This window comes from Synechococcus sp. HK01-R, assembly GCF_014217855.1.
Classification (GTDB): Bacteria; Cyanobacteriota; Cyanobacteriia; order PCC-6307; family Cyanobiaceae; genus Synechococcus_C.
Map to the genome: position 1 here is coordinate 1,405,822 of NZ_CP059059.1, position 17,681 is coordinate 1,423,502.

The 17,681-nt window shown below is 60.1% G+C and carries 18 protein-coding genes; 8 read left to right on the top strand and 10 right to left on the bottom strand.

The genetic code is table 11. From position 1 onward, the window contains the following. Positions 1-321 precede the first annotated feature (321 nt). Positions 322-912 carry a hypothetical protein gene (locus H0O21_RS07445; RefSeq protein ID WP_185189229.1) on the bottom strand — a complete coding sequence of 197 codons (591 nt, stop codon included), beginning with the start codon at positions 910-912 and terminating at the stop codon, positions 322-324. Between the two features lie 101 nt (positions 913-1,013). Here H0O21_RS07445 and H0O21_RS07450 point away from each other — a divergent pair, with 101 nt between their 5' ends. The 4 genes from H0O21_RS07450 (at position 1,014) to H0O21_RS13395 (ending at position 3,224) form a co-directional block, all read left to right on the top strand. After that, on the top strand, positions 1,014-1,427 hold the full coding sequence (locus H0O21_RS07450) for a lysozyme inhibitor LprI family protein (RefSeq protein WP_185189230.1): 414 nt from the start codon (positions 1,014-1,016) through the stop codon (positions 1,425-1,427). 25 nt (positions 1,428-1,452) lie between these two features. Beyond that, positions 1,453-2,436, top strand: coding sequence for a DMT family transporter (locus H0O21_RS07455; RefSeq protein WP_185189231.1), 984 nt, complete (start codon positions 1,453-1,455; stop codon positions 2,434-2,436). A gap of 116 nt (positions 2,437-2,552) precedes the next feature. Then, positions 2,553-2,966, top strand: a complete 414-nt coding sequence (locus tag H0O21_RS07460; protein ID WP_185189232.1) for a glycine zipper 2TM domain-containing protein — start codon at positions 2,553-2,555, stop codon at positions 2,964-2,966. A gap of 99 nt (positions 2,967-3,065) precedes the next feature. Then, a complete protein-coding gene (locus H0O21_RS13395) occupies positions 3,066-3,224 on the top strand; it encodes a hypothetical protein (protein WP_255440934.1) in 159 nt (52 codons plus the stop codon). Here H0O21_RS13395 and H0O21_RS07470 read toward each other — a convergent pair. Beyond that, positions 3,211-4,713 carry an amidase gene (locus H0O21_RS07470; RefSeq protein ID WP_185189233.1) on the bottom strand — a complete coding sequence of 501 codons (1,503 nt, stop codon included), beginning with the start codon at positions 4,711-4,713 and terminating at the stop codon, positions 3,211-3,213. The genes H0O21_RS13395 and H0O21_RS07470 overlap by 14 nt on opposite strands. Positions 4,714-4,932: 219 nt before the next feature. Here H0O21_RS07470 and H0O21_RS07475 point away from each other — a divergent pair, with 219 nt between their 5' ends. Continuing rightward, on the top strand, positions 4,933-5,580 hold the full coding sequence (locus H0O21_RS07475) for a TMEM175 family protein (RefSeq protein WP_185189234.1): 648 nt from the start codon (positions 4,933-4,935) through the stop codon (positions 5,578-5,580). Positions 5,581-5,820: 240 nt separating this feature from the next. Here H0O21_RS07475 and H0O21_RS07480 read toward each other — a convergent pair whose 3' ends face one another. Continuing rightward, positions 5,821-6,123 carry a nucleotidyltransferase family protein gene (locus tag H0O21_RS07480; protein ID WP_185189235.1) on the bottom strand — a complete coding sequence of 101 codons (303 nt, stop codon included), beginning with the start codon at positions 6,121-6,123 and terminating at the stop codon, positions 5,821-5,823. A gap of 132 nt (positions 6,124-6,255) precedes the next feature. On the opposite strand from H0O21_RS07480, the gene H0O21_RS07485 reads away from it, so the two are divergent. Continuing rightward, a complete protein-coding gene (locus H0O21_RS07485; RefSeq protein WP_185189236.1) occupies positions 6,256-6,546 on the top strand; it encodes a hypothetical protein in 291 nt (96 codons plus the stop codon). Positions 6,547-6,716: 170 nt separating this feature from the next. After that, entirely contained in the window at positions 6,717-7,088 is a 372-nt protein-coding gene (locus H0O21_RS07490; RefSeq protein WP_185189237.1) for a hypothetical protein, read from the top strand. 6 nt (positions 7,089-7,094) lie between these two features. Here H0O21_RS07490 and H0O21_RS07495 read toward each other — a convergent pair whose 3' ends face one another. The 4 genes from H0O21_RS07495 to H0O21_RS07510 form a co-directional block, all read right to left on the bottom strand. Beyond that, positions 7,095-7,295 (bottom strand): hypothetical protein, encoded by a 201-nt coding sequence (locus H0O21_RS07495; RefSeq protein ID WP_185189238.1) that lies wholly within the window; start codon positions 7,293-7,295, stop codon positions 7,095-7,097. A 417-nt stretch (positions 7,296-7,712) separates the two neighbouring features. Beyond that, entirely contained in the window at positions 7,713-8,138 is a 426-nt protein-coding gene (locus tag H0O21_RS07500; protein ID WP_185189239.1) for a type II toxin-antitoxin system VapC family toxin, read from the bottom strand. A 5-nt stretch (positions 8,139-8,143) separates the two neighbouring features. Then, positions 8,144-9,022 carry a type II toxin-antitoxin system Phd/YefM family antitoxin gene (locus H0O21_RS13400; RefSeq protein WP_255440935.1) on the bottom strand — a complete coding sequence of 293 codons (879 nt, stop codon included), beginning with the start codon at positions 9,020-9,022 and terminating at the stop codon, positions 8,144-8,146. 140 nt (positions 9,023-9,162) lie between these two features. Continuing rightward, positions 9,163-9,576 carry a lysozyme inhibitor LprI family protein gene (locus H0O21_RS07510; protein ID WP_255440936.1) on the bottom strand — a complete coding sequence of 138 codons (414 nt, stop codon included), beginning with the start codon at positions 9,574-9,576 and terminating at the stop codon, positions 9,163-9,165. Positions 9,577-9,617: 41 nt separating this feature from the next. On the opposite strand from H0O21_RS07510, the gene rmuC reads away from it, so the two are divergent. Continuing rightward, positions 9,618-11,057 (top strand): DNA recombination protein RmuC, encoded by a 1,440-nt coding sequence (rmuC, locus tag H0O21_RS07515; RefSeq protein WP_185189240.1) that lies wholly within the window; start codon positions 9,618-9,620, stop codon positions 11,055-11,057. A gap of 18 nt (positions 11,058-11,075) precedes the next feature. On the opposite strand, the gene H0O21_RS07520 is transcribed toward rmuC, so the two are convergent. From H0O21_RS07520 to H0O21_RS07530, 3 genes are read right to left on the bottom strand one after another with little or no spacing between them, the layout of a single operon-like run. After that, a complete protein-coding gene (locus tag H0O21_RS07520) occupies positions 11,076-12,302 on the bottom strand; it encodes an STAS-like domain-containing protein (protein WP_185189241.1) in 1,227 nt (408 codons plus the stop codon). Between the two features lie 2 nt (positions 12,303-12,304). After that, positions 12,305-13,789 (bottom strand): WD40 repeat domain-containing protein, encoded by a 1,485-nt coding sequence (locus H0O21_RS07525; protein WP_370523012.1) that lies wholly within the window; start codon positions 13,787-13,789, stop codon positions 12,305-12,307. Continuing rightward, the gene (locus H0O21_RS07530; RefSeq protein ID WP_185189243.1) at positions 13,790-17,680 is read right to left on the bottom strand and encodes an N-6 DNA methylase; all 3,891 of its coding nucleotides are present in this window, start codon (positions 17,678-17,680) and stop codon (positions 13,790-13,792) included. Between the last annotated feature and the right edge of the window lies 1 nt (position 17,681).

Consider the following 17,681-nt stretch of genomic DNA (forward strand, 5'->3'; position numbering starts at 1 on the left):
CGGGGCTCGGTGGAGCTCTATGGCTTTGCGCCCCTACGGGTCACGGGCAGCACCACCATCAAGGGCTTCGAGGCCGACACGGACCTCGACCTGAGCGACATCCTCTCCGGCCTGAAGTGGGCCACGGCGCTGCGGGGCAGCGTGGAACGGGATCGACTGGGCCTGCTCACCGATCTGAGCTACGTGCGCCTGGGGGCCGAATCCGCCTGCACCACCCCGGGGGGCGCTTCATCGGTAAGGCCATGGTGTCCAACACCCTTGGCCTTTACGACCTGGCCTTGCGCTATCGATTCAGCTTGCTTGGAGTTTGAAGCAGGCGCCTCAGGGGGCGCTCACCTCGATCTTGTTGCCGTAGCCACCGATCTCCACCAGCTGGAAGGAGTGATGGCCGCTCATCGCCCAGCGGGTACCGGTGCTGTCGACCATCTCCTGCCGGTCAGTTGTGGCAGGCCCCACCGGGGTGAGGGTGTAGATGGGTTGGTCGGCATGGGAGAACTCAAGGCGGAAGCCGCCGTTCGCCGTTGGTGTGGTCTTACAGGTGGAGGCGACTGTGTTGAGCCAGCACTGGAGGGGGTAGGCCCTGGAGACCTTGGGGGCTGTTGTCGGAGCCGGCTTGCCGCCCTGATAAATGCTGAGGGTGTACTCCCCTTCCCTGATTAACCGGATCCGCTCGATTGAATTGTCGCGCTGGAAGGTCTTGCCCTGTTCAGCTGCCGGGAACAGAAACGACCAGCGTGTGGAGGTGACCTGCACCGTCCCCTGGGATTGCCGGAACTCGCAGTCGAACTCTTCCACCGGAATGGTGTGGTCGTGCCGGGAGAGAACGCAGAAGGCTTTCACGATCTCGGCCTTGGCTGGAACCACCAGGGAGCCGGCGATCAGAGCTGATGTGAGACAAATGCTGCGGAGCATCGGGCCCAGTGCAGGGGGAGATGGCCCAGTCATAGGTGCCGCAGCTGCTATCTGGCAGAACTCAGCCAAGATGGTGGCCAGTTGGAACAAAGGGTTCGATCGTGCGCGCCTCACTGTCTCTGTTGCTCGCCTCTGCCGTCGTGCCCCTGCTGCCGCTGCCGGCTCCAGCGGCGGAGGTGTGCAGCTCATCTCAAAGCACGGTGGCTGAAACCGGTTGTGTGATCGCCGCGCTGAAAACGATGGACCAAACCCTGGAGAAGGCCCTCGCCCGGGTGGCCAAGGAAGCCAATGAGGTGCCCAGTGAGGTGTTTCAGACGCTTTGGCGCGACAACCTGACCGGGTTCTACAAAACCAGTGCCGATCCAAAAGCACAGGCCTCTGCCTTCCGGGCTGAACGCCGCACGATTTGCGCCTATGCCAAGTCGATGGCGTTCCAGGGCACGGGCTATGGCATTTTCACCACGCGCTGCGAGTTGGCGCTGACCCAGACCCTTCTGGATCAGCTGAAGCCTTGAGCACCAGCCGACCCGGCTCCCACTTGTGAGCGGAATTCAGCTGAAGGGGAAGAATCGCTTCCAGCAGCTTCCTGGCCCTCTGACCCTTGCGCTGTTTGTTCTGTTGAGGGGAAGCGACAGCACCCTCCTCAAGTGGCTTCAGCTCCGCGGCGCCTCGATCGCCATGGACGAGGGCATCGAAGTGATCAGCTTCTGCAATGTGTTCTTCTTCTCCACCTTGGTGAGTGGCGTGGGTCTGGTGCTTCTGGATCGCCGCACCAGTTGTGAACGATTCCAGCTGCTCACTGTTCAGGAGAAGCAGCTGCTTGCCTGGCAGACAGTGCTCGGTTTTTGTCTTGCCCCTGTGGCGTATTACCTCGCGCTTGAGTCGCTGGGTGTGGTGCAGCAGACCCTGGTGTTCTCACTCACGGTGCCGGCGAGTGCACTTCTGGCCTCCTGGTCGTTGGGGGAACGCCTGCCGCGAACGTTTCCTCTCAGCGTGGGGCTGATCATGGTGGGTTTGCTGGTGGCTGCTGCAGCCGGTGGCTCAGCGACGTTCGAGGGTGGAGGGTTGTCTCTGTCTGGAGTCGCTTGGGCCCTGGTGGGTGTGGTGGCTTTCGCCTTCAGCGGGCTTTCGGCACGCAGGATTCAGCAGCACGGCTTACCTCCAGGGCTCTCGGTGGGCCTTTGCAGCCTGGTGGCCTCCATCGCGTTTGCTGTGATTGCTCTGGCGCTGTATGGACCCAGCCATTTCATGGATCTCAGCCGATGGTGGGTGCTGGGAGTGATCGGTGGTTATGCCTGCCTGATCACCCTGGGGAGTCAGTGGACGCTTGCGCGCGCTTACGGATCGCTGGGCGTGGTGACAGTCACGTTCTGGGCCACCCTCACGCTGGTGGTGTCTTTGATTGCCGCGCACTGGGTGTTGGCCGAACCACTCGGCTGGCCGCAAGGGCTGGCGGCAGCGCTGATCGTGATTGCTGTCTTGATCCAGCAGGTGTCTGGCCGTCGGCGGATCGGCGCTGGATAGATCCGGTCAGATTCTTCTTCAGGTTCAGTCACCCTTCCGCCGTCGTCTCGGAGTTGGCTGGTGGTAGGTCAACAGGCATGGCGTCTGTCTGACCTCCTCACACACACTCAAGCGTCATGACCTTTTTCGCGTTTCAGCACCGTTGGCTGCGGCCAGTGGCTGTCTGCTGCCTTGGCATTTCCGCAACCATCAGCGCCCTGTTCCCTCCGATGGCCGAGGCGCGCCCCTGGTGGAGGAGCCATGCAGGCCAAAGCAACGGCCCTAGCTACAGCAATGGTTATGTCTATGGCAATGGCTATGGAACACCAGTGAACAACGGTGATCAGGCCTACGGCACGCCAGCACTCACGCCGGAGCAACAGGTGCAGCGCTGCAATCTCGGTCGCCTGATCGGTGGGCTCGGTGGTGGTGCTGCGGCCTACGCCATGTCTCGGGATGACGGCCGCTCCTGGGCGATTCCCCTCGGGGCACTGCTCGGCTCCCAGGTGGGTTGCAACACTGCGGCAGGACGCGGGCCGCTGCCCTGGTGAGCTGGGCTTTGCGATCCCTCACTCCAGGACCCTGGCCGGCCCGGTGCACACCCAGGTGCCTACGCAACGGGCAATGGCTCCAGCGATGCGGGGCGTTGGTTGTTGCTGGAGGACCTCTCGGCCATGGCGGTGGGGAACCAGGTGCGCGGCATCAATGCCATGGCCTGCGGGCAGGTTCTCGAGGCCATGGCCGCGATGGATCTCGCCTTCCTGATCGGCGATCGCCCAGGGCACCGCTGCCTGATCAGCCTCTGCTAGTTGATCGCACCTGATCGACTGCGGACTGATTCAGGAATGCAGGGAACCGGTTGCCTGTGAACAGGGCGGGTGCTTCGGAGGCATACGCAGAAGCGATGCGCATTGCGGTTGCGTCGTCATAGGTGGTTGTGCAGATCTGAAGACCCGTCGGCATCTGATTGCGATTGAGACCTGTGGGGATGGAAACAACCGGATTCCAATTCAGGAGATTCCACAGTGCTGTGAGCACCCAGCCCACATTGGGCTCCACGGGCTGACCATTGATGCGGATGGTGTCTTTTGTTGGATCGAAATCAGCCGCGACATCGCTGGTGGCCAGTGTCGGCATCAGCACTGCGCTGTACCCGTTCAGGAAGACAGCATCCTGAATCCGTTTGTAGAGGGCATTGATCATGTCCTCGGCTTGCTTGGCTTCGGCGCTGCCGCGAGCTGTTGCCGCCATCTCGGAGAAGTAACGGCCGTAGCTGGTGAGTTGGTCGCTGTAGGCGTTGAGCTGCTTCAAATCCTCTCCGAAACCTCCGCTCAGCAGAGCATTGACGAGGGCGGTGCGAAGTGCGGGGCCGTCCACGCCGAGATTCAGGTCAACCTCGTCAATGACTGCACCCAGGCGCTCAAAGACCCGCAAGGCTTCACGGGTGTTCGCTTGGGTGTCCGCATCGATCTCGGCCCAGCCTTGATTCATGCTGAAGGCGATCCGCATGCCCTTGATCGATGGATAGCGGAGGGGAAGCTCCAGCTTGGGTCTCAGGGCCGTTGGCGTATAGGGAGCCGGTCCGCTGAGCACGTTCTGCAAACGGACCATTCCTTCGAAGGTTCGAGCCATTGGCCCTTCTGTGGAGGGCAACAGAAAGGTGGAACCCGGTGGCGGTGCGTTCCGCCCATAGGGAGGCTTGAACCCGTAAAGGCCATTGAAGGCGCAGGGAATTCTCGTTGAACCCCCCATGTCTGAGCCAGTGGCAAGGGTCGTCATGCCTGCTGCCAGAGCAGCGCCTGACCCACCCGACGATCCGCCAACGGTGTACTTCAGATTCCAGGGATTCCGCGTGACCCCCCAGAGATCAGTCCATGTCACTGCGGCGAAGTACATCTCCGGGACGGTGGTCTGCATGTGCAGAACGGCTCCGGCCTGGATCAGCTTGTCGACAGCTGGATGGTTGCTGGTGGCCACGTTGTCCTTCAGGACCTTGGATCCTGCCGTGGTGATCCAACCTGTGACGTCGTATTCGTCCTTGAGAGCAACGGTAATTCCCTCCAAAGGACGTGCCGTCTTGTTTTTGTATCGCTGTTCTGATGTCTTGGCGGCTTTTCGTGCCGAGTCAAAATGTGTGTAGGTGCAGGCATTGATGAGCGGCTCGACTTCGCTGTAGCGCTCGATCTGTGCCTCAAGAACCTCAACCGGCGACAGCTCACGACGTCGATAGCGCTTGAGAAGATCGGCCGTTGATGCATAGATCAGATCGCCACCTTTGGTGTGCAGCGGTTTGGCCACGGCGGCACCTGAAGCCCCAGCTATTGGAATGGAATCGCGCAGCAGGATCGCAGACCCTGCTCCGACACTCCCCGCGATTAAACGTAGCGCCTGTCGTCTATTTAATGGCATCATTCAAATGTATAATTTTTTTATTGTAAATAGCATTGTTTGGCCAGGAGTCGTCTTGTGCCAGATAGGGATTTGGTTCAGACTGGTCGGAGTTGACGGATCCAGACGATGCCTGCTGTCGAGTTCGAGCCTGTTGGCGCTCCAATCATGGATGCCGAAGTTCGCTCCCTTTCGCGCCTTGAGCGACTCACGGATATTATTTATGGTCTTAGTTTTCTGTTGATTTTGCTGCAGATTGATCGCCCTGATCTGGCTGTCTTGCTTAACAATGAAGCCATTAATCACTATCTCAGGGAGCAACTGCCATCCCTCGGAATTTATTTCACCTCTTTTGTTCTGGTGGGTTGTTATTGGCAGTCTCATCTCTCCATGGCGAGTCGCTTCAGTCGTTCTGATACGACCCACCGATGGCTGCAACTAGGGGGTCTGATGGGTGTGGCCTTGCTGCCCTTCGTGAATGACCTTCTGGAGCTGATGCCGCTGCAGGCCTCGATTCAGGTGGTTTACAGCCTTGTTCTGGTGCAGATCGGGGTCTTTGACCTGCTCACCCTTCTGCATGGATGGCGTCGGCCCAGGCTTTTGGTTGAGCCTCCACCCAACCAGCGGCGATGGCATCTGCTTTTGGAGCTCGCCCTTGAGCCTGCGGTCTGCCTGTTGAGTCTTGGAGTGGCCCTGTGTCTGTCACCTGTCTGGTGGGACTGGACCTTCCTGATGCTTCTTCCGGGTTACGGCCTGCTGTGGTGGCTGGATCGATGACGTGTCTTGATTGGGCTAGGCCAACCACTGCGATGGGGCTTGCAGAACGCGCGCGCTGGAGGCAGCGGGTCTGCCGGTCATGCTAATACTTCCAGCTGAAGGAGCTGGGCGGCCTGATTCAGTCGGCGGTCGTAGCAGGCGAAGAGAACAGTCTCGGATCAGCGAGAAGGGGCTGACTTTTGCGCTCGATGCGTGCAATAGCTTTCAGAAGGCCGCTCAGAAGCTCGCGCTGTTCAGGAGTCATGCCGCCAGACCCTCGCGTTCGATCCGCTGCCGCAGCGCCGGGTTCATGCGTTGACGTATACGCACAACGTCCACAGGGGCCTGTAGCAGGGCATTGAGCTCCTGCTTGAGATGCACCAGGGCATAAGGGGTGAGGGGTTCAAGCTCCACCCAGATGTCGATGTCGCTGCCTGGGCGCTGTTCGCCTCGGGCCACGGAACCAAACAGGCCGATCGCCTTGAGGTGGTACCGCTGCTGCCAGTCGGCCCAGTGGTGGCGCAACTGGCTGAGAACCGCGTCGGCGGCAGGAGGCTGATCCATGGCTGGGGGAGGCCGCAACAACCAGAGACTGTGGGTCCCTGTGGGGATTCTGGATGCTTAGCTCTGCATCTGCCGCACGTCCGGCAGGAGGAGCTGCGCCAGACCTGCCGCGGCCTTGCAGACGCCGACTTCATGGCGAATGGGCTGATGGCACTGGATGCGGGGATGGAGCGCTACCAAGCGGCCCAGGCGTTGCGGGTGGAGAAGGAGTTTCAGGCCTTCCTGGCCGTTGAGGGTCATTCTCCCGCGAAGAGTCGCAGAACTACTGCGAAATTGCTGCAGATGCTGGAGCCGCGGTTGCAGCCGGAGCGGCTGCGGGAGCTTGTGCGGCAGGCGCCTATTGGTCACTCCAGGACCCTGGCCGGCCCGGTGCACACCCAGGTGCGGCTGATGCCTTTCGCTGAGAGGAAGGGGGCGTCGTAAAAGCTGGGGCGACCTTGTGGGTTGTCGCTGTTTTGAACCCGCCACTGCTCGCTGTGATGGCGTTAAACCCGCCGACGCGGAGTGCCCCACCCACAACCAGTGCCATGCGGATCATGTTGTGCGTGATGCCGTGGCTGTCCATCATCATCCGTTGAGCCACTGCATCGCCCATGCGTTGTTCGTTTCTTTCTGGGCTCGCATCGATGCTGCTGCCGTTGCTGAGTGCAGCGGCTTCGGCGGCGCCGATCCCGGTGGTGCCGATTCAATTCGCAAGGGGATCCAGTTGCGGCACTTACGCGGGAGCGGCGCCGGTTGAGCTGATGCTGCAACTGGCTGGCGCGCAGGACTGGAGGATTGACCCACGCCTTGATCCACGGCCCGATGCGGTTCCTTTGCAGGTGATGGTGATCTATCCGGGCGAGGAGGCCGATGGCATGGCCGAACCCGCGGGCTATCGGCGGATCAGAACGCCCCGTGCCGGCCTGTACCGCTACAGGGTGCTCAACGGTGATGCTGTGGATGTGCGCTTTTGCGTGTTCTGAGTTGCTTCAACGCAGCAGCAGCCACATGGCCAGGGCTCCCAGCCCCACCCCTTTGCCGAATTGCACCCAGGTCAACCCGTAGGTATCGAGCCCGAAGGTGCGCATCATCCAATTGAGCACTTCCTTGTGCTTGCGAATCACGAATGCGCTATCGGCCGTATTCAGCTGTTGAACACGTTTGAGCTTGAGTTCTGCCAGCTTGGCCATGGACTGATTTGCTTCACGTGCGCAGCGACTGTAAAGACGCTCCCTAGGGTCGATTCGCCAAGGCAGCCTCCTCCAGGTGCAGTCGCCATGGGGCTGGGCCTGCTCTCAGTGCAGCTCTGCCGGATCAATGCCCGGGCTGTCTGATGGAGAAGCTCTTCGTCTGAACTCCTTGAGCAAGGCGCGATTGAGGCGGTCATCGCACCGACGACCATCTGCGGATCGATCGTGCCGTCCTTGTAGGGGGCGTAGGCGTGGCTGCAGAGCGCCTTGGTCGCCTCGTGCCACTGCTCCATCAATCGCTTGCCCACCTTCTGGCGCAACTGGGCGTCCGACTGCTCCCATGACTTTTCAGCGCAGTAGCGACCCAAGAGGTGCTCCACCACGAAGGTGGGCACCGGGTACTGGCGGCCGTTTCTGTCACGGCAGCACCTCCAGTTTCAAGAGCTTGGCGGCCTGATTGAGTCGCCGGTCAAAGCAGGCGAAGGTGAGCGGAAGCGCAAACTGCTCATGCAACTGATGGGCGGCTGCAAGCTGCACGCTGTCGTAGCCACGCAGGGCGAAGGCCTCGGAGAACACACCAGCTTTTTCGACCAGCGACTGGGTGACATCGGCGATCGCAAAGCCAGCCCAGGCCTGCTCAAACATGGATCTGGCCTGCGCCAATCCAGCCTGATTTGCACCCTTGAAGCGAGTGCGCTGGGCGAATGCAGCCATCGACTCAGCCCAGGTGATTCTGCAAACCGCGATTCCTTCTGAAGAGGAGCGCGCCTTGATCATGCTCTCGCTGTCCTGTTCATCAATGAACAGCTTGAGAAGCGCAGAGGTGTCACAGAAAAGGATCACAGCGCCTAACCACGATCCTCGATCACGATGTCGCTCATCAGTGGACCACCATCATTCAGCTTGACCGGTGGTGGAATCACTGGGTTCTGACCGTTCCAGCTGATCAGGCCCGCGTCAATCGCTTTTTGCAGCGGGCTCGTTGGGGCTGGTGCAGCTGGCTTCACAGCCGTGATGCGGGCGATCGGTTTGCGGTGTGAGGTGACTTCCACCTCCTCACCGGCCTGCACCCGGCTGAGCCATTCGGAGAGGTGGGTCTTGAGATCCCGCACCGAAACCTGGCTTGCGACTACTTCTGACACGACTGACTTCGCTAATGCGACCACATTAGGTCTGATTTCGGCGCTCATGCCTCGCCTCCCACCCACCACGGTGCGGCGCTGGGCGATCACGCGATCGTTGCCATCGACCAAAACGGCCGTCACGGCCTTTCCCTCCAGCGCGTCGTCGCCAACGAGCAAACGGGCACCGCCATCCTCAAAAGGTCTGGGTTTGGTTGCGACCCTTGGTCCGCCGGGGCCGTCAAGGCGTAGATCGGCCATGAGTGCTGAACCACCGCCGCTCTCCTCCAGGTTGCAACGCATCCCCTTCCAGCTGATTTCCGTGATGGCGGCTGCGGGGGCGCTGCTCGACCCACCGGAGACACCAACACCGGGGTGATGCACTCCTGCAGGCTGATGCCGCCATGGGCGTAGGAGGTGCTGCCCCCTGTTTATGAAGCAGGCGGCGCCGTTGGGGGTGGCGAACTGCTCACTCTGGTTCCAGCTCCAGTTGGCGGTGGGAACGGGCACCTGCGAGTCGCCTTTGATGGCGGCGCCGCGGGCCCACTTGCTCGCGGTGAGGTGCTTGGGCAACTCGGCGGTGGGCAGACCATCGGGGCAGAACAACCAGCCGTGGTCGGTGACGACCTTTATCGAACGCCAACCGGCATCAAGGAGTTTCTGGATTCGGTGGGCTAGTCGTTCGATCTTGTCTGCTTCATGGCGTGCTTTCTCTGCAGGTCTGCTGGATCAATGCCCGGGCTGTCTCACGGAGAAGCTCTACGTCTGAACTCCTTGAGCAAGGCGCGATTAAGTCGATCATCGCATCCGACAACCATCTGCGGATAGATCGTGCCGTCCTTGTAGGGGGCGTAGGCGTAGCTGCAGAGCGCCTTGGTGGCCTCGTGCCACTGTTCCATCAATCGCTTGCCCACCTTCTGGCGCAACTGGGCGTCCGACTGCTCCCATGACTTTGCAGCGCAGTAGCGCATCTGCGGAGTGGTTGCGCCGGGGCACTGGATCCGTGCTGGTTGGGCGGCGGCTGGTTGGGGAACGAGTGCCAGGGCGCCAACGATCAGCAGCTGTCTCATCTGTTCCGGTGCCTTCGCTCCTGTTGGCCAACTCTGGCTGCCCTGATCCTGCTCGGCATCCCCATCCCCCATTCGGGGGATGCGACTCATGGCCAGATCAGCCAGTTTGATTGAAGGATCCCAATGCCTTCATGGCCCCAATCCTTCTCTTCATCACTGGTGTGCTGGCCGGCTTAATCGCCGGCTTCATCCTCAGCCGCTTGTTCAGCAAAGGCCGCAGCGGTGATGGTTCCGGTGAGGCGCGTCTCCTTGAAGAGCGGCTGCTGAAGGCCGACCAGGGTCTGGAGCAATTCAGTAGGCAGCTGGAGGCGCAGAGCAGTGAGCTCAAGGCGGTGCAACAGCAGGCGCAGCAGGCCAGTGAACAGGCGGCGATCAGCCGCACCCAACTGGAGGGGGTGAGCCAGGAGCGGGATGCCCTCAAGGCCGGCCATGCCACGGCCTTGGCGGCAATGGAGCAGTTGCGCAGTGAGAAGGAAACACTCACAGCTGCGATGGCGGAGGTGGCCGAGAAGCTGCGCAGCCAGGAAAGCCAGACTCAGTTCCTTGAGCAGGCACGCACCGATCTGCTCACCCAGTTCCGCTCGCTGAGCGGCCAGATGCTGGATGGCTCCCGCGAAGCCTTGCTCAAGAGCACCAAGGAAACGGTGAGTGAGCCGTTTGCCAAGGAGGTGCTGCAGTTGCGCCAGCAGGTGGAGGCCTTGCAGAAGGAGTCCAATGCCAAGCTCACGGTGCTGGCGGAAACCACTCGCGATCTGCGCCAGCGCAGTGAAGACGTTCAAGGTGCAGCCCAGCAGCTCACCTCCGCGCTGCGTTCCCCGAATGTGAAGGGCCAGTGGGGGGAGGTGAACCTGCGCCGGATCCTGGAGTTTGTGGGCTTACTCCCCTACTGCGATTTCGATGAGCAGGTGCATGTGGGCACCGAGGAGGGCGCCTACCGGCCGGACTGCGTGATCACGATTCCCGGCTCACGCCGCTTGATCGTGGATTCCAAGGCACCGATCGAGAGCTATCTCGATGCCCTGCAGGCCACTGATCAAGCCAAGCGGGACGCAGCCCTCACTGAGCACCTCAAAAAGGTGCGCAGCCACATCGATCTGCTGAGCAAGAAGGATTACGCCGGCAAGCTCAGCAGCCTGGGCCAGGTGGTGGATGGGGTGGTGCTGTTCATCCAGGTGGAAGGTGCCCTGTCGATGGCACTGGAGCGGGATCCGCAGCTGCTGGAGTATGCCTTCAGCAAGAACATCATCCTCACCTTCCCCACCAGCCTGCTGGCGATCTTGAAGGGATTGGCGATGACGATTCAGCAGGCGGAAATCGCCAAGAACATCGATGAGATTCAGGCGCAGGCGGTAGAGCTGCACAAGCGCTTCTCGATTTTCATCGACAAGTTCAACGACATCGGCAGCAACCTCAACCGCTTGAACAAGAGCTTCAATGCAGCGGTGGGTTCTGCGCAGAGCCGGCTGTTGCCTCAAGGCCGGCGTTTTGCAGAGCTGGCGGGGCAAAGCGGTGAGATGGATGTGAGCGATCCAATCGATGAGGTGGTGCGGGAGATTCAGGCGGGGGAGTGATGCTCCAATAAGTAAGTCCTACTGGGCTGATATCGATCCCCCCAACCGCTGCGCCACCACCACGTTGGCCATGGCCTGCACGGTGGGGTTCATGCCCTGGATCCGCACGGGGCCGTCGAACACGGCCTGACCGCGTGGGTCTTCTGCCGCTAGACGTCCAAGGAGCTCATCAAGGAAGCTGCTGGCTGCAGATTTCACGCCTGAGAAATCAAGGATCAGCGGCTCGCCCTCCATGGCGGGCAGAAGGCTCTGAATTTTCCTGCGCAGCAGCTTGGCGGGGGCGCGCCCACCGGTGTGGAGACATTCAGCAGCGACATCGAGTCCGCTGTCACTGGCTGATTCCGTGAGGAGATTGAGGAAAAGGCATTCCACTCCTGAATTGGAGGCGATCCAGGTGCTGGCGAGATCAACGGGTTTACTGGTGTCGAGCGAGAACATCACTCCTGTTCCGAAAATAGGCGGCATGGCCTGGAAGCCAGGGCGGCGTTTGCCTTTGTTGAGCTCGTAGACGACATCACCGGTCCAGATCTGATATGTGCCGCCGTTGAGGCGCACGATCTCGAAGGAGCCGGCCATGCCATTGCCCTGGCCAATGGCGGGATCTCGAGTAGCTCCGCGTTCGATCGCTTTGTCAATTGCCTGGCCGTAGCTGCGCACCTCAGGAAAGGCGGGTTGCAGGGATCCGAGCAGGCCTCGGCCCATGTCGCAGATGCCAATGTCAATGCGTTGCTGCTTGGGGTGGTACTGAGCGCAGACCACGCCGGGTGTTTCTGAGGCTGCGTGGGTGAGGATGTTGCCGAGGATTTCGTTGGCCAGCCATTCCAGAGCCGGGATGAACGCCGTGGCGTTGTCGACGGCTGCAAGGGCGATGGCACAAATGGCATCAACGGCTTCGTATTGCTGCTCTTCAGTGGCAATCGGTGAGAGGGGCAGCACGCCAACCGTGGAGGCCTTGGCAGGTTGAACGTTGGACTTGGTGCTTGAAGGTGGAATATCGAGAAGCTGATGAAACCCCAGTAACTGGAGCACTGTGAGTGTTTTCGCCTCACCCCGCAGCTTGATGGTGCTGCCGTTGTTCCTGGCCATGAGGCCCCAGGCGCCGAGGAATGCCAACACATCTATCCCTGGAACGTCTGCAAATGAGAGAAAGATTGTGTCGCCGTTGGGATGCAGGGCTCCCTCGGTATGGAGAGCTGCAACCGCTTGATGAATGGCAGCTCGTGCAGGTAAGGAGACGATGGGCATGCCTACCTCCTCCGATACCCGCGCACCCGGGTGCCGTCTCGACGGGTGTAGGAGTTAACCCAGGTACCCGTCGCCGCTGAGCTGGCGGCGCTGGAGGCCATGTTGCCCACCAGTCGGCCGACGCCCTCCCAGAACTTTTTGGAGCGCTGTGCCGCCTTCTCTCTTCTGATGGCGAGTTCGCGTTCTTCCAATTGTTGTTGACGAAACAGACGGCGACGCTGTGCTTCCTCCAGGGCTTTGCTGAGCCTTTCCTCTCTCAAGCGCCGGAGTTCAAGTCGCTGGGCCTCGAGCTGATGGCGTTGCTGTTGATTGATGGCCTTCCCGACCGCTTTCCAGTCGACCTTGCGTGCGGTCGCAGCGACACCGCGGTAGGCCTGGACCAAGGCTTCTGAGGTGGTTCGCTCGATTTCACGTATCTCTGGATCGGTGTTGAGGGCCGCTTGTGCCAGGGCCGATGGAAGCTCTGGCGCAGGAGGGAGCGCAGGGATGGGGCGGCCAAGCAGCCGGCGGAAGAACTGCTCGATCCGACTGAGGAACGATTGGCGCCTCGCTAACTCTTGTTGGTAACAAGCCAACTCTGTGAGCTGCGAAGCGCGCAAGAACACCTGCACCGAGTGATCTGTGCAAACAGCTAGAACATCACCCGATCCGCTGATTGTGAGCGCCTTGGTTTTCCCATCGACCTGTAGTGCCGATATGGGTTCCAAGGTCCGGAGATTCCACTCCTGAACCACGCCCTGCTGATCAGCGAGAAACAGCGATGGCATTGTATCCGCGATCTGAATACCAGCGAGCTCGTCGTTGGCAATCGGCAGCACGCTGCGTTGGCTGTGCGTGCCGGCATTGAGAATGGTGACCGTGCCATCTTGAGCAGCTGCGACCAGATGTCCATGGCCTGAACTGTTGTGGGTCTGACGGGCTGTGCCCGCGTGGATCACCAGCAAGGGGGCTAGGAGTTGAGGGCCGACCAGGTGAAGGTTGTTGTCACTGCCAGCTGAGATCAACTGTTGATCAGGTTCAAGGAGTTCCAGGTCGTGACTAACCCAACGAAGTTTTTCTGAGGTAGAGATTTCTTCAAGGCTTTCAGGAGCCAGGCGACGGAGTCGACGATCCTCTGCGGCCACAAGTAGCCCGTAGTCCGCTGACCAGAGCACCGATGTGATCGCTTTGCGACTGACCTTTGCAGACAGGAGCTGCAGCCCTTGTGCCGAAAGAGAAATGACGATGCCATTGTCCAGGCCAGCAAATAGCTGCTGCCCTGAATCTGCGAAGCACAGACTTCGAATCCCAGACTCAAGCTTCTTGGGTTCAAGTGCTTCGAGAGTCTGAAGATTTACTAGAAGGACCCGACCGCCACCCCCAGCAACTGCAAGGACATCGCTTCGTTTGCTGTAGGCCAATGCCGTGAGCGATGAAAACCATCCCTGCCTGACGTGGCGTTCGTATCCTTTGACCCAGAAATCAGTCAGGGAAGAATTAGGCACCACTCAACCTCCAAACAGCCGATCCCATGCCTCAAGCACTAATCGTTGTGTTCGGTACTCACCAAATTCACGGATTTCGTTGTTCTTGAGTACCCGGAAGGTTTCGCTTGGGTAATCAGGCCCCATCACATCGGCAGGGTCAAGGATGTATCGCAGGTCTTCACGGTTGAGGCCGTAGAGGTTGGCGTATAGGGCATCGAGTTCTGCACGTAGCAGGGCTCGGCGTACGGGATCGAAGCGGAAGGGTGCGCCGTCGTAGCCAATGTCTTCGGCCCAGGGTTTGAGGTCGTATGAGGTGTATGTGAGTTCGAGGACGCGGGGTTGGATGAATTCGACGACAGACTGGGTATAGGTGCTGGGAGCGACGAAAGGTAGTTGCTTGAGATAAGAGTATGTGAGATGAGTGCCGCCAATCTTGTTTCTTGTGCAAAAATCGAGAACCAAGCTCGTCCAATTGCCGAGCAAGCAGCACGATAACTCTGCGAACTCGGCCGCAAAAAATAAAGGCATTGTGTGGCCAGTCCCGGCAATTGGAATGACAGATGTGATAGCCGTGCGTGTGTTGGTTGGAAGGGTTACATCGCGCCACCCCATCAACCACTGTCGATCCCACCCTTGCGCCTTTAGCCGCGCCTGCACTTCTGACTCCTCCACCCAGTAGCGCGGTGTGATCTGAAAGCTGGGATCCCGCTTTTCGGCCAGTGTCACATCGCGGTTGGAGTCATCTGCTTCGTATGTGGCCCAGCGATGGTCGTAGTGGTGGATCAGTTTGGCTTCGTAGAGGAGCAGGCGATCGGCGGCCGACTCATCGAAGAACAGATGGCTGTCGTTCGACATATGGAACATCGTTGTGAACCTGACACCCCAGGGATTGCCCTGCTCCCCGAGTGCCTCATCGATCAGCACCGGCACACGGTTATAGATCTTCTTGGTGAGTTCCGCATCCATCTGGCTGCGGAATACCGGACAAGTCCGGGTGTTCGGATTCAGGAGGGTGATTTCATCTGGAGACAACTCAAAGAATCTCGCCTGATCGTTCAGTTGAGAGAAGTGGCGGATGTAGAAGACGTATTGAGCGGCATCATTTTGGTCGGTGGCCTCCCGGAGGGTGAGACAGCAGAACTTATAGGCATGATGAACATCGCGGAAGATGAATGATTCATTTTCAAATGAAATCAGTGATACCAGCATTCCCCTGCCGCTCACCTCATCGAAGAAAGCTTTGGTGCTGTTATCCGTCGCAATCCCCGTCGGCACAATTACGCCGGAACGGCCCGATGGAGCAATCAGCTTGAGGAAGTGCTCTGCGAACAGTGCGTAGGTGTTGAGGTCACCAACGGCAGTGAGTACAAAGCGTCCACTGCCGCGTATGAATTCGCCATTACCTTCGGCTTCGCGCTTGGCTTGTTCAAACTCGGCAACTAGCGACCGATCAGCTTCAGATGCTTCCGTTGCACTCAATGCCTTGATTAGGCGTTCGCGTGCCGCCTTGTTTGTCGCCGTGGCGATCGCTTCGGATCGTGCAGCAAAGAACTCCTTCTCCTGCAGCTTGATCCGCTCCCATGGCGGATTGCCCAGGACGCAATCAAAGCCGCCTTGCTCCATCACCTCGCCAAAGCGCAGGTGCCAATGGAAGAAGCGAAAGTTTTGAGAGGCCTGAACGACGGCCTCTTCCATCGCTTCATCAACGGGTTGACCAGCGAGAAGTTTGAGCAAGTGCTCCGTGGTGGGCACCGTGGCGCGTGAGTCGCTGGTTTTCCCGAGGAAAAACGCTGCTGTGTAGAGATCAGCAGCCAACGCCTCCGGATCCCGGCCTCGATCAGACAGCCACTGGGCGTAGGCAGCTTGCTTGGCAGCCGTTTCAGCCAGGGAGCTTTCCGGCATCGCCTCAATGGCCTGCAAGGCCTGCTGGCCTTGGCTGCGCGGTTGCGTGCCGCTGAAAGCCAAACTCCCCTGAATCCCGCGGTTAGATCCACGCCGGCTGATGGTCTTGCGGGCTGCAGCGTTCTCCTTCTTGAGGCTCGTGCACACCGTTTTGTTGTCACCGGTGAGTGGCTTGTAGGCCCCATCAGGGATGCCCTCCTCCAGCACCTTGGGGTCGAAAACCCCCACCAGCGAATCGCCGCACTGGATGTGAGCATCCAGGAAGCTCAGTGGCTTGCCGGGATCGATCGCTTCGATCCACAGCGCCACCTTGCACAGCTCCACCGCCATTGGGTTTTTGTCGACCGCGTAGATGCAGTAGGCCACCACATCGCGTAGGGCGTGCTGGCGGTCGTCTTCGCTGGGTTGGTCATCGCCCGCGCGCACCTGGGCGAGGGCCACCGCCAGGCGACGTGCGGCTGCCAACAGGAAGTGCCCACTTCCGCAGGCCGGATCGATCACCTTGATTTTGAGCAGCGCCTGTTCCTGCTCTGTCGGACCATCGGCTTTGCTGAGCCGATCGTCAATCACCGGGATCAGGGCGCTCTTGATCAGCCCCTGCACCAAGGCATCGGGTGTGTAATAACTGCCGGTGGTTTTGCGATCACTGCCCGCACCGCCGCCATAGCTCAGCTGCCATTGGCTGCCCTGTTGCTTTAGCTGGGGATGCAGTTCAAGCAGGCCCTCATAGACACTGCCCAGCTCTTCAGTGTTGAGGTCGCGGTAGCGCACCCGGGTGAAGCTGCCGTCAGCGTCGAACCAGCCAATCGCCTTGATCGCCCGCAGCAGGGGGCCATTCCAGAGTTCAGCGGCCTGCAGATCCGGGCATTGCTCGAGGCTGAACAGACCGCCCAGGCCTGGCAGCCCCAGGGGTGAGTTGCCAATGCTCAGCTGCTGGAACACCAGCCGCTGAAGCTCCCAGAGATCGCCGTAGGCCCCCTCATAAGCACTGCGCTTAATCGCCAGCTCACGCAGACGGCTGACGCTGTAGCCCTCCTGATAAATCCGGCGGCGTGCGTCAGCCTTGTCGACCTCGCGCGGGAAAAGCAGATTCCGATCTTCTGTGGTGAACAGGAAAAGGAACCGATACACCAAGCGCAGCAGCTGCTCATGGAACTGTTGGGGGCTGAGTTGTCCGCTCCGCAACGCCTCCCGCAGTTCGCCATTGTTTGGGTGATTCAGGAAGCCCCAGCCCAGCTTCTCCAAAGCGCTCTGGACCCCAACGCGCAAGGCACCGAGCACCCGCTCACCGGAGGCTTCCGCCTGCTGCTTCCACTCATCCAGCACACAACTACCCGTTTGGGGATGCTGAAAACGACTGGAGTGGAGTAGCAGCCAGAGCACGGCGAATTCGGCATGCAACCCGCCTTCGATCAAGAGCTCAAGATCAGCAGCCAGATAGGCGGGCTTCACCAGGGACGGGTTGTCGTGCAACAGGCGGAGCCGATCGCCGGTGAGCAACAGGCCCCAATTGGCGCTGTCGTCAGCGTTGAGACATTCCTGAAGGCAGCTGTGGGGTGAGCGCTTCCGACCCTCCTGGCCGAACTGGGCACTACCGCTATCGAGAGCGCCCACGTCGATCCCTCGCAGGATCAACGGCACGGCTCCATCAAAGGCGCGGGCGTTGATCGGATAGTGCGATTCGCCTTGCTGCCAGCCGTTGCAGGGTTGGGTGCCACTCCAGCCGAACACCTCCTTGAGCAGGCGCGTGCCGAAGTGCTGCCCTGCAATGCTCTTCCCTGCTCGATCGCTCAGTTTTGTGTATTCCTTCCACAGTTCTTTGGTGAGCACCCAGGCGGCATCGATCCGCTCCCGCAAGCCTTCGCCTTTGCCCAAGCCGTAGTCCTTCGGCTCCAACAGGAGCTCCTTCGGGCGGCTGAACTTGGACACCTCCTCGAGCAGGGACGCCGGCAGCAGGCTGCCTTTGAGTTCAAGTGCCTGAAAGCTGACGGTGGCGGTGGTGCGGGCCATG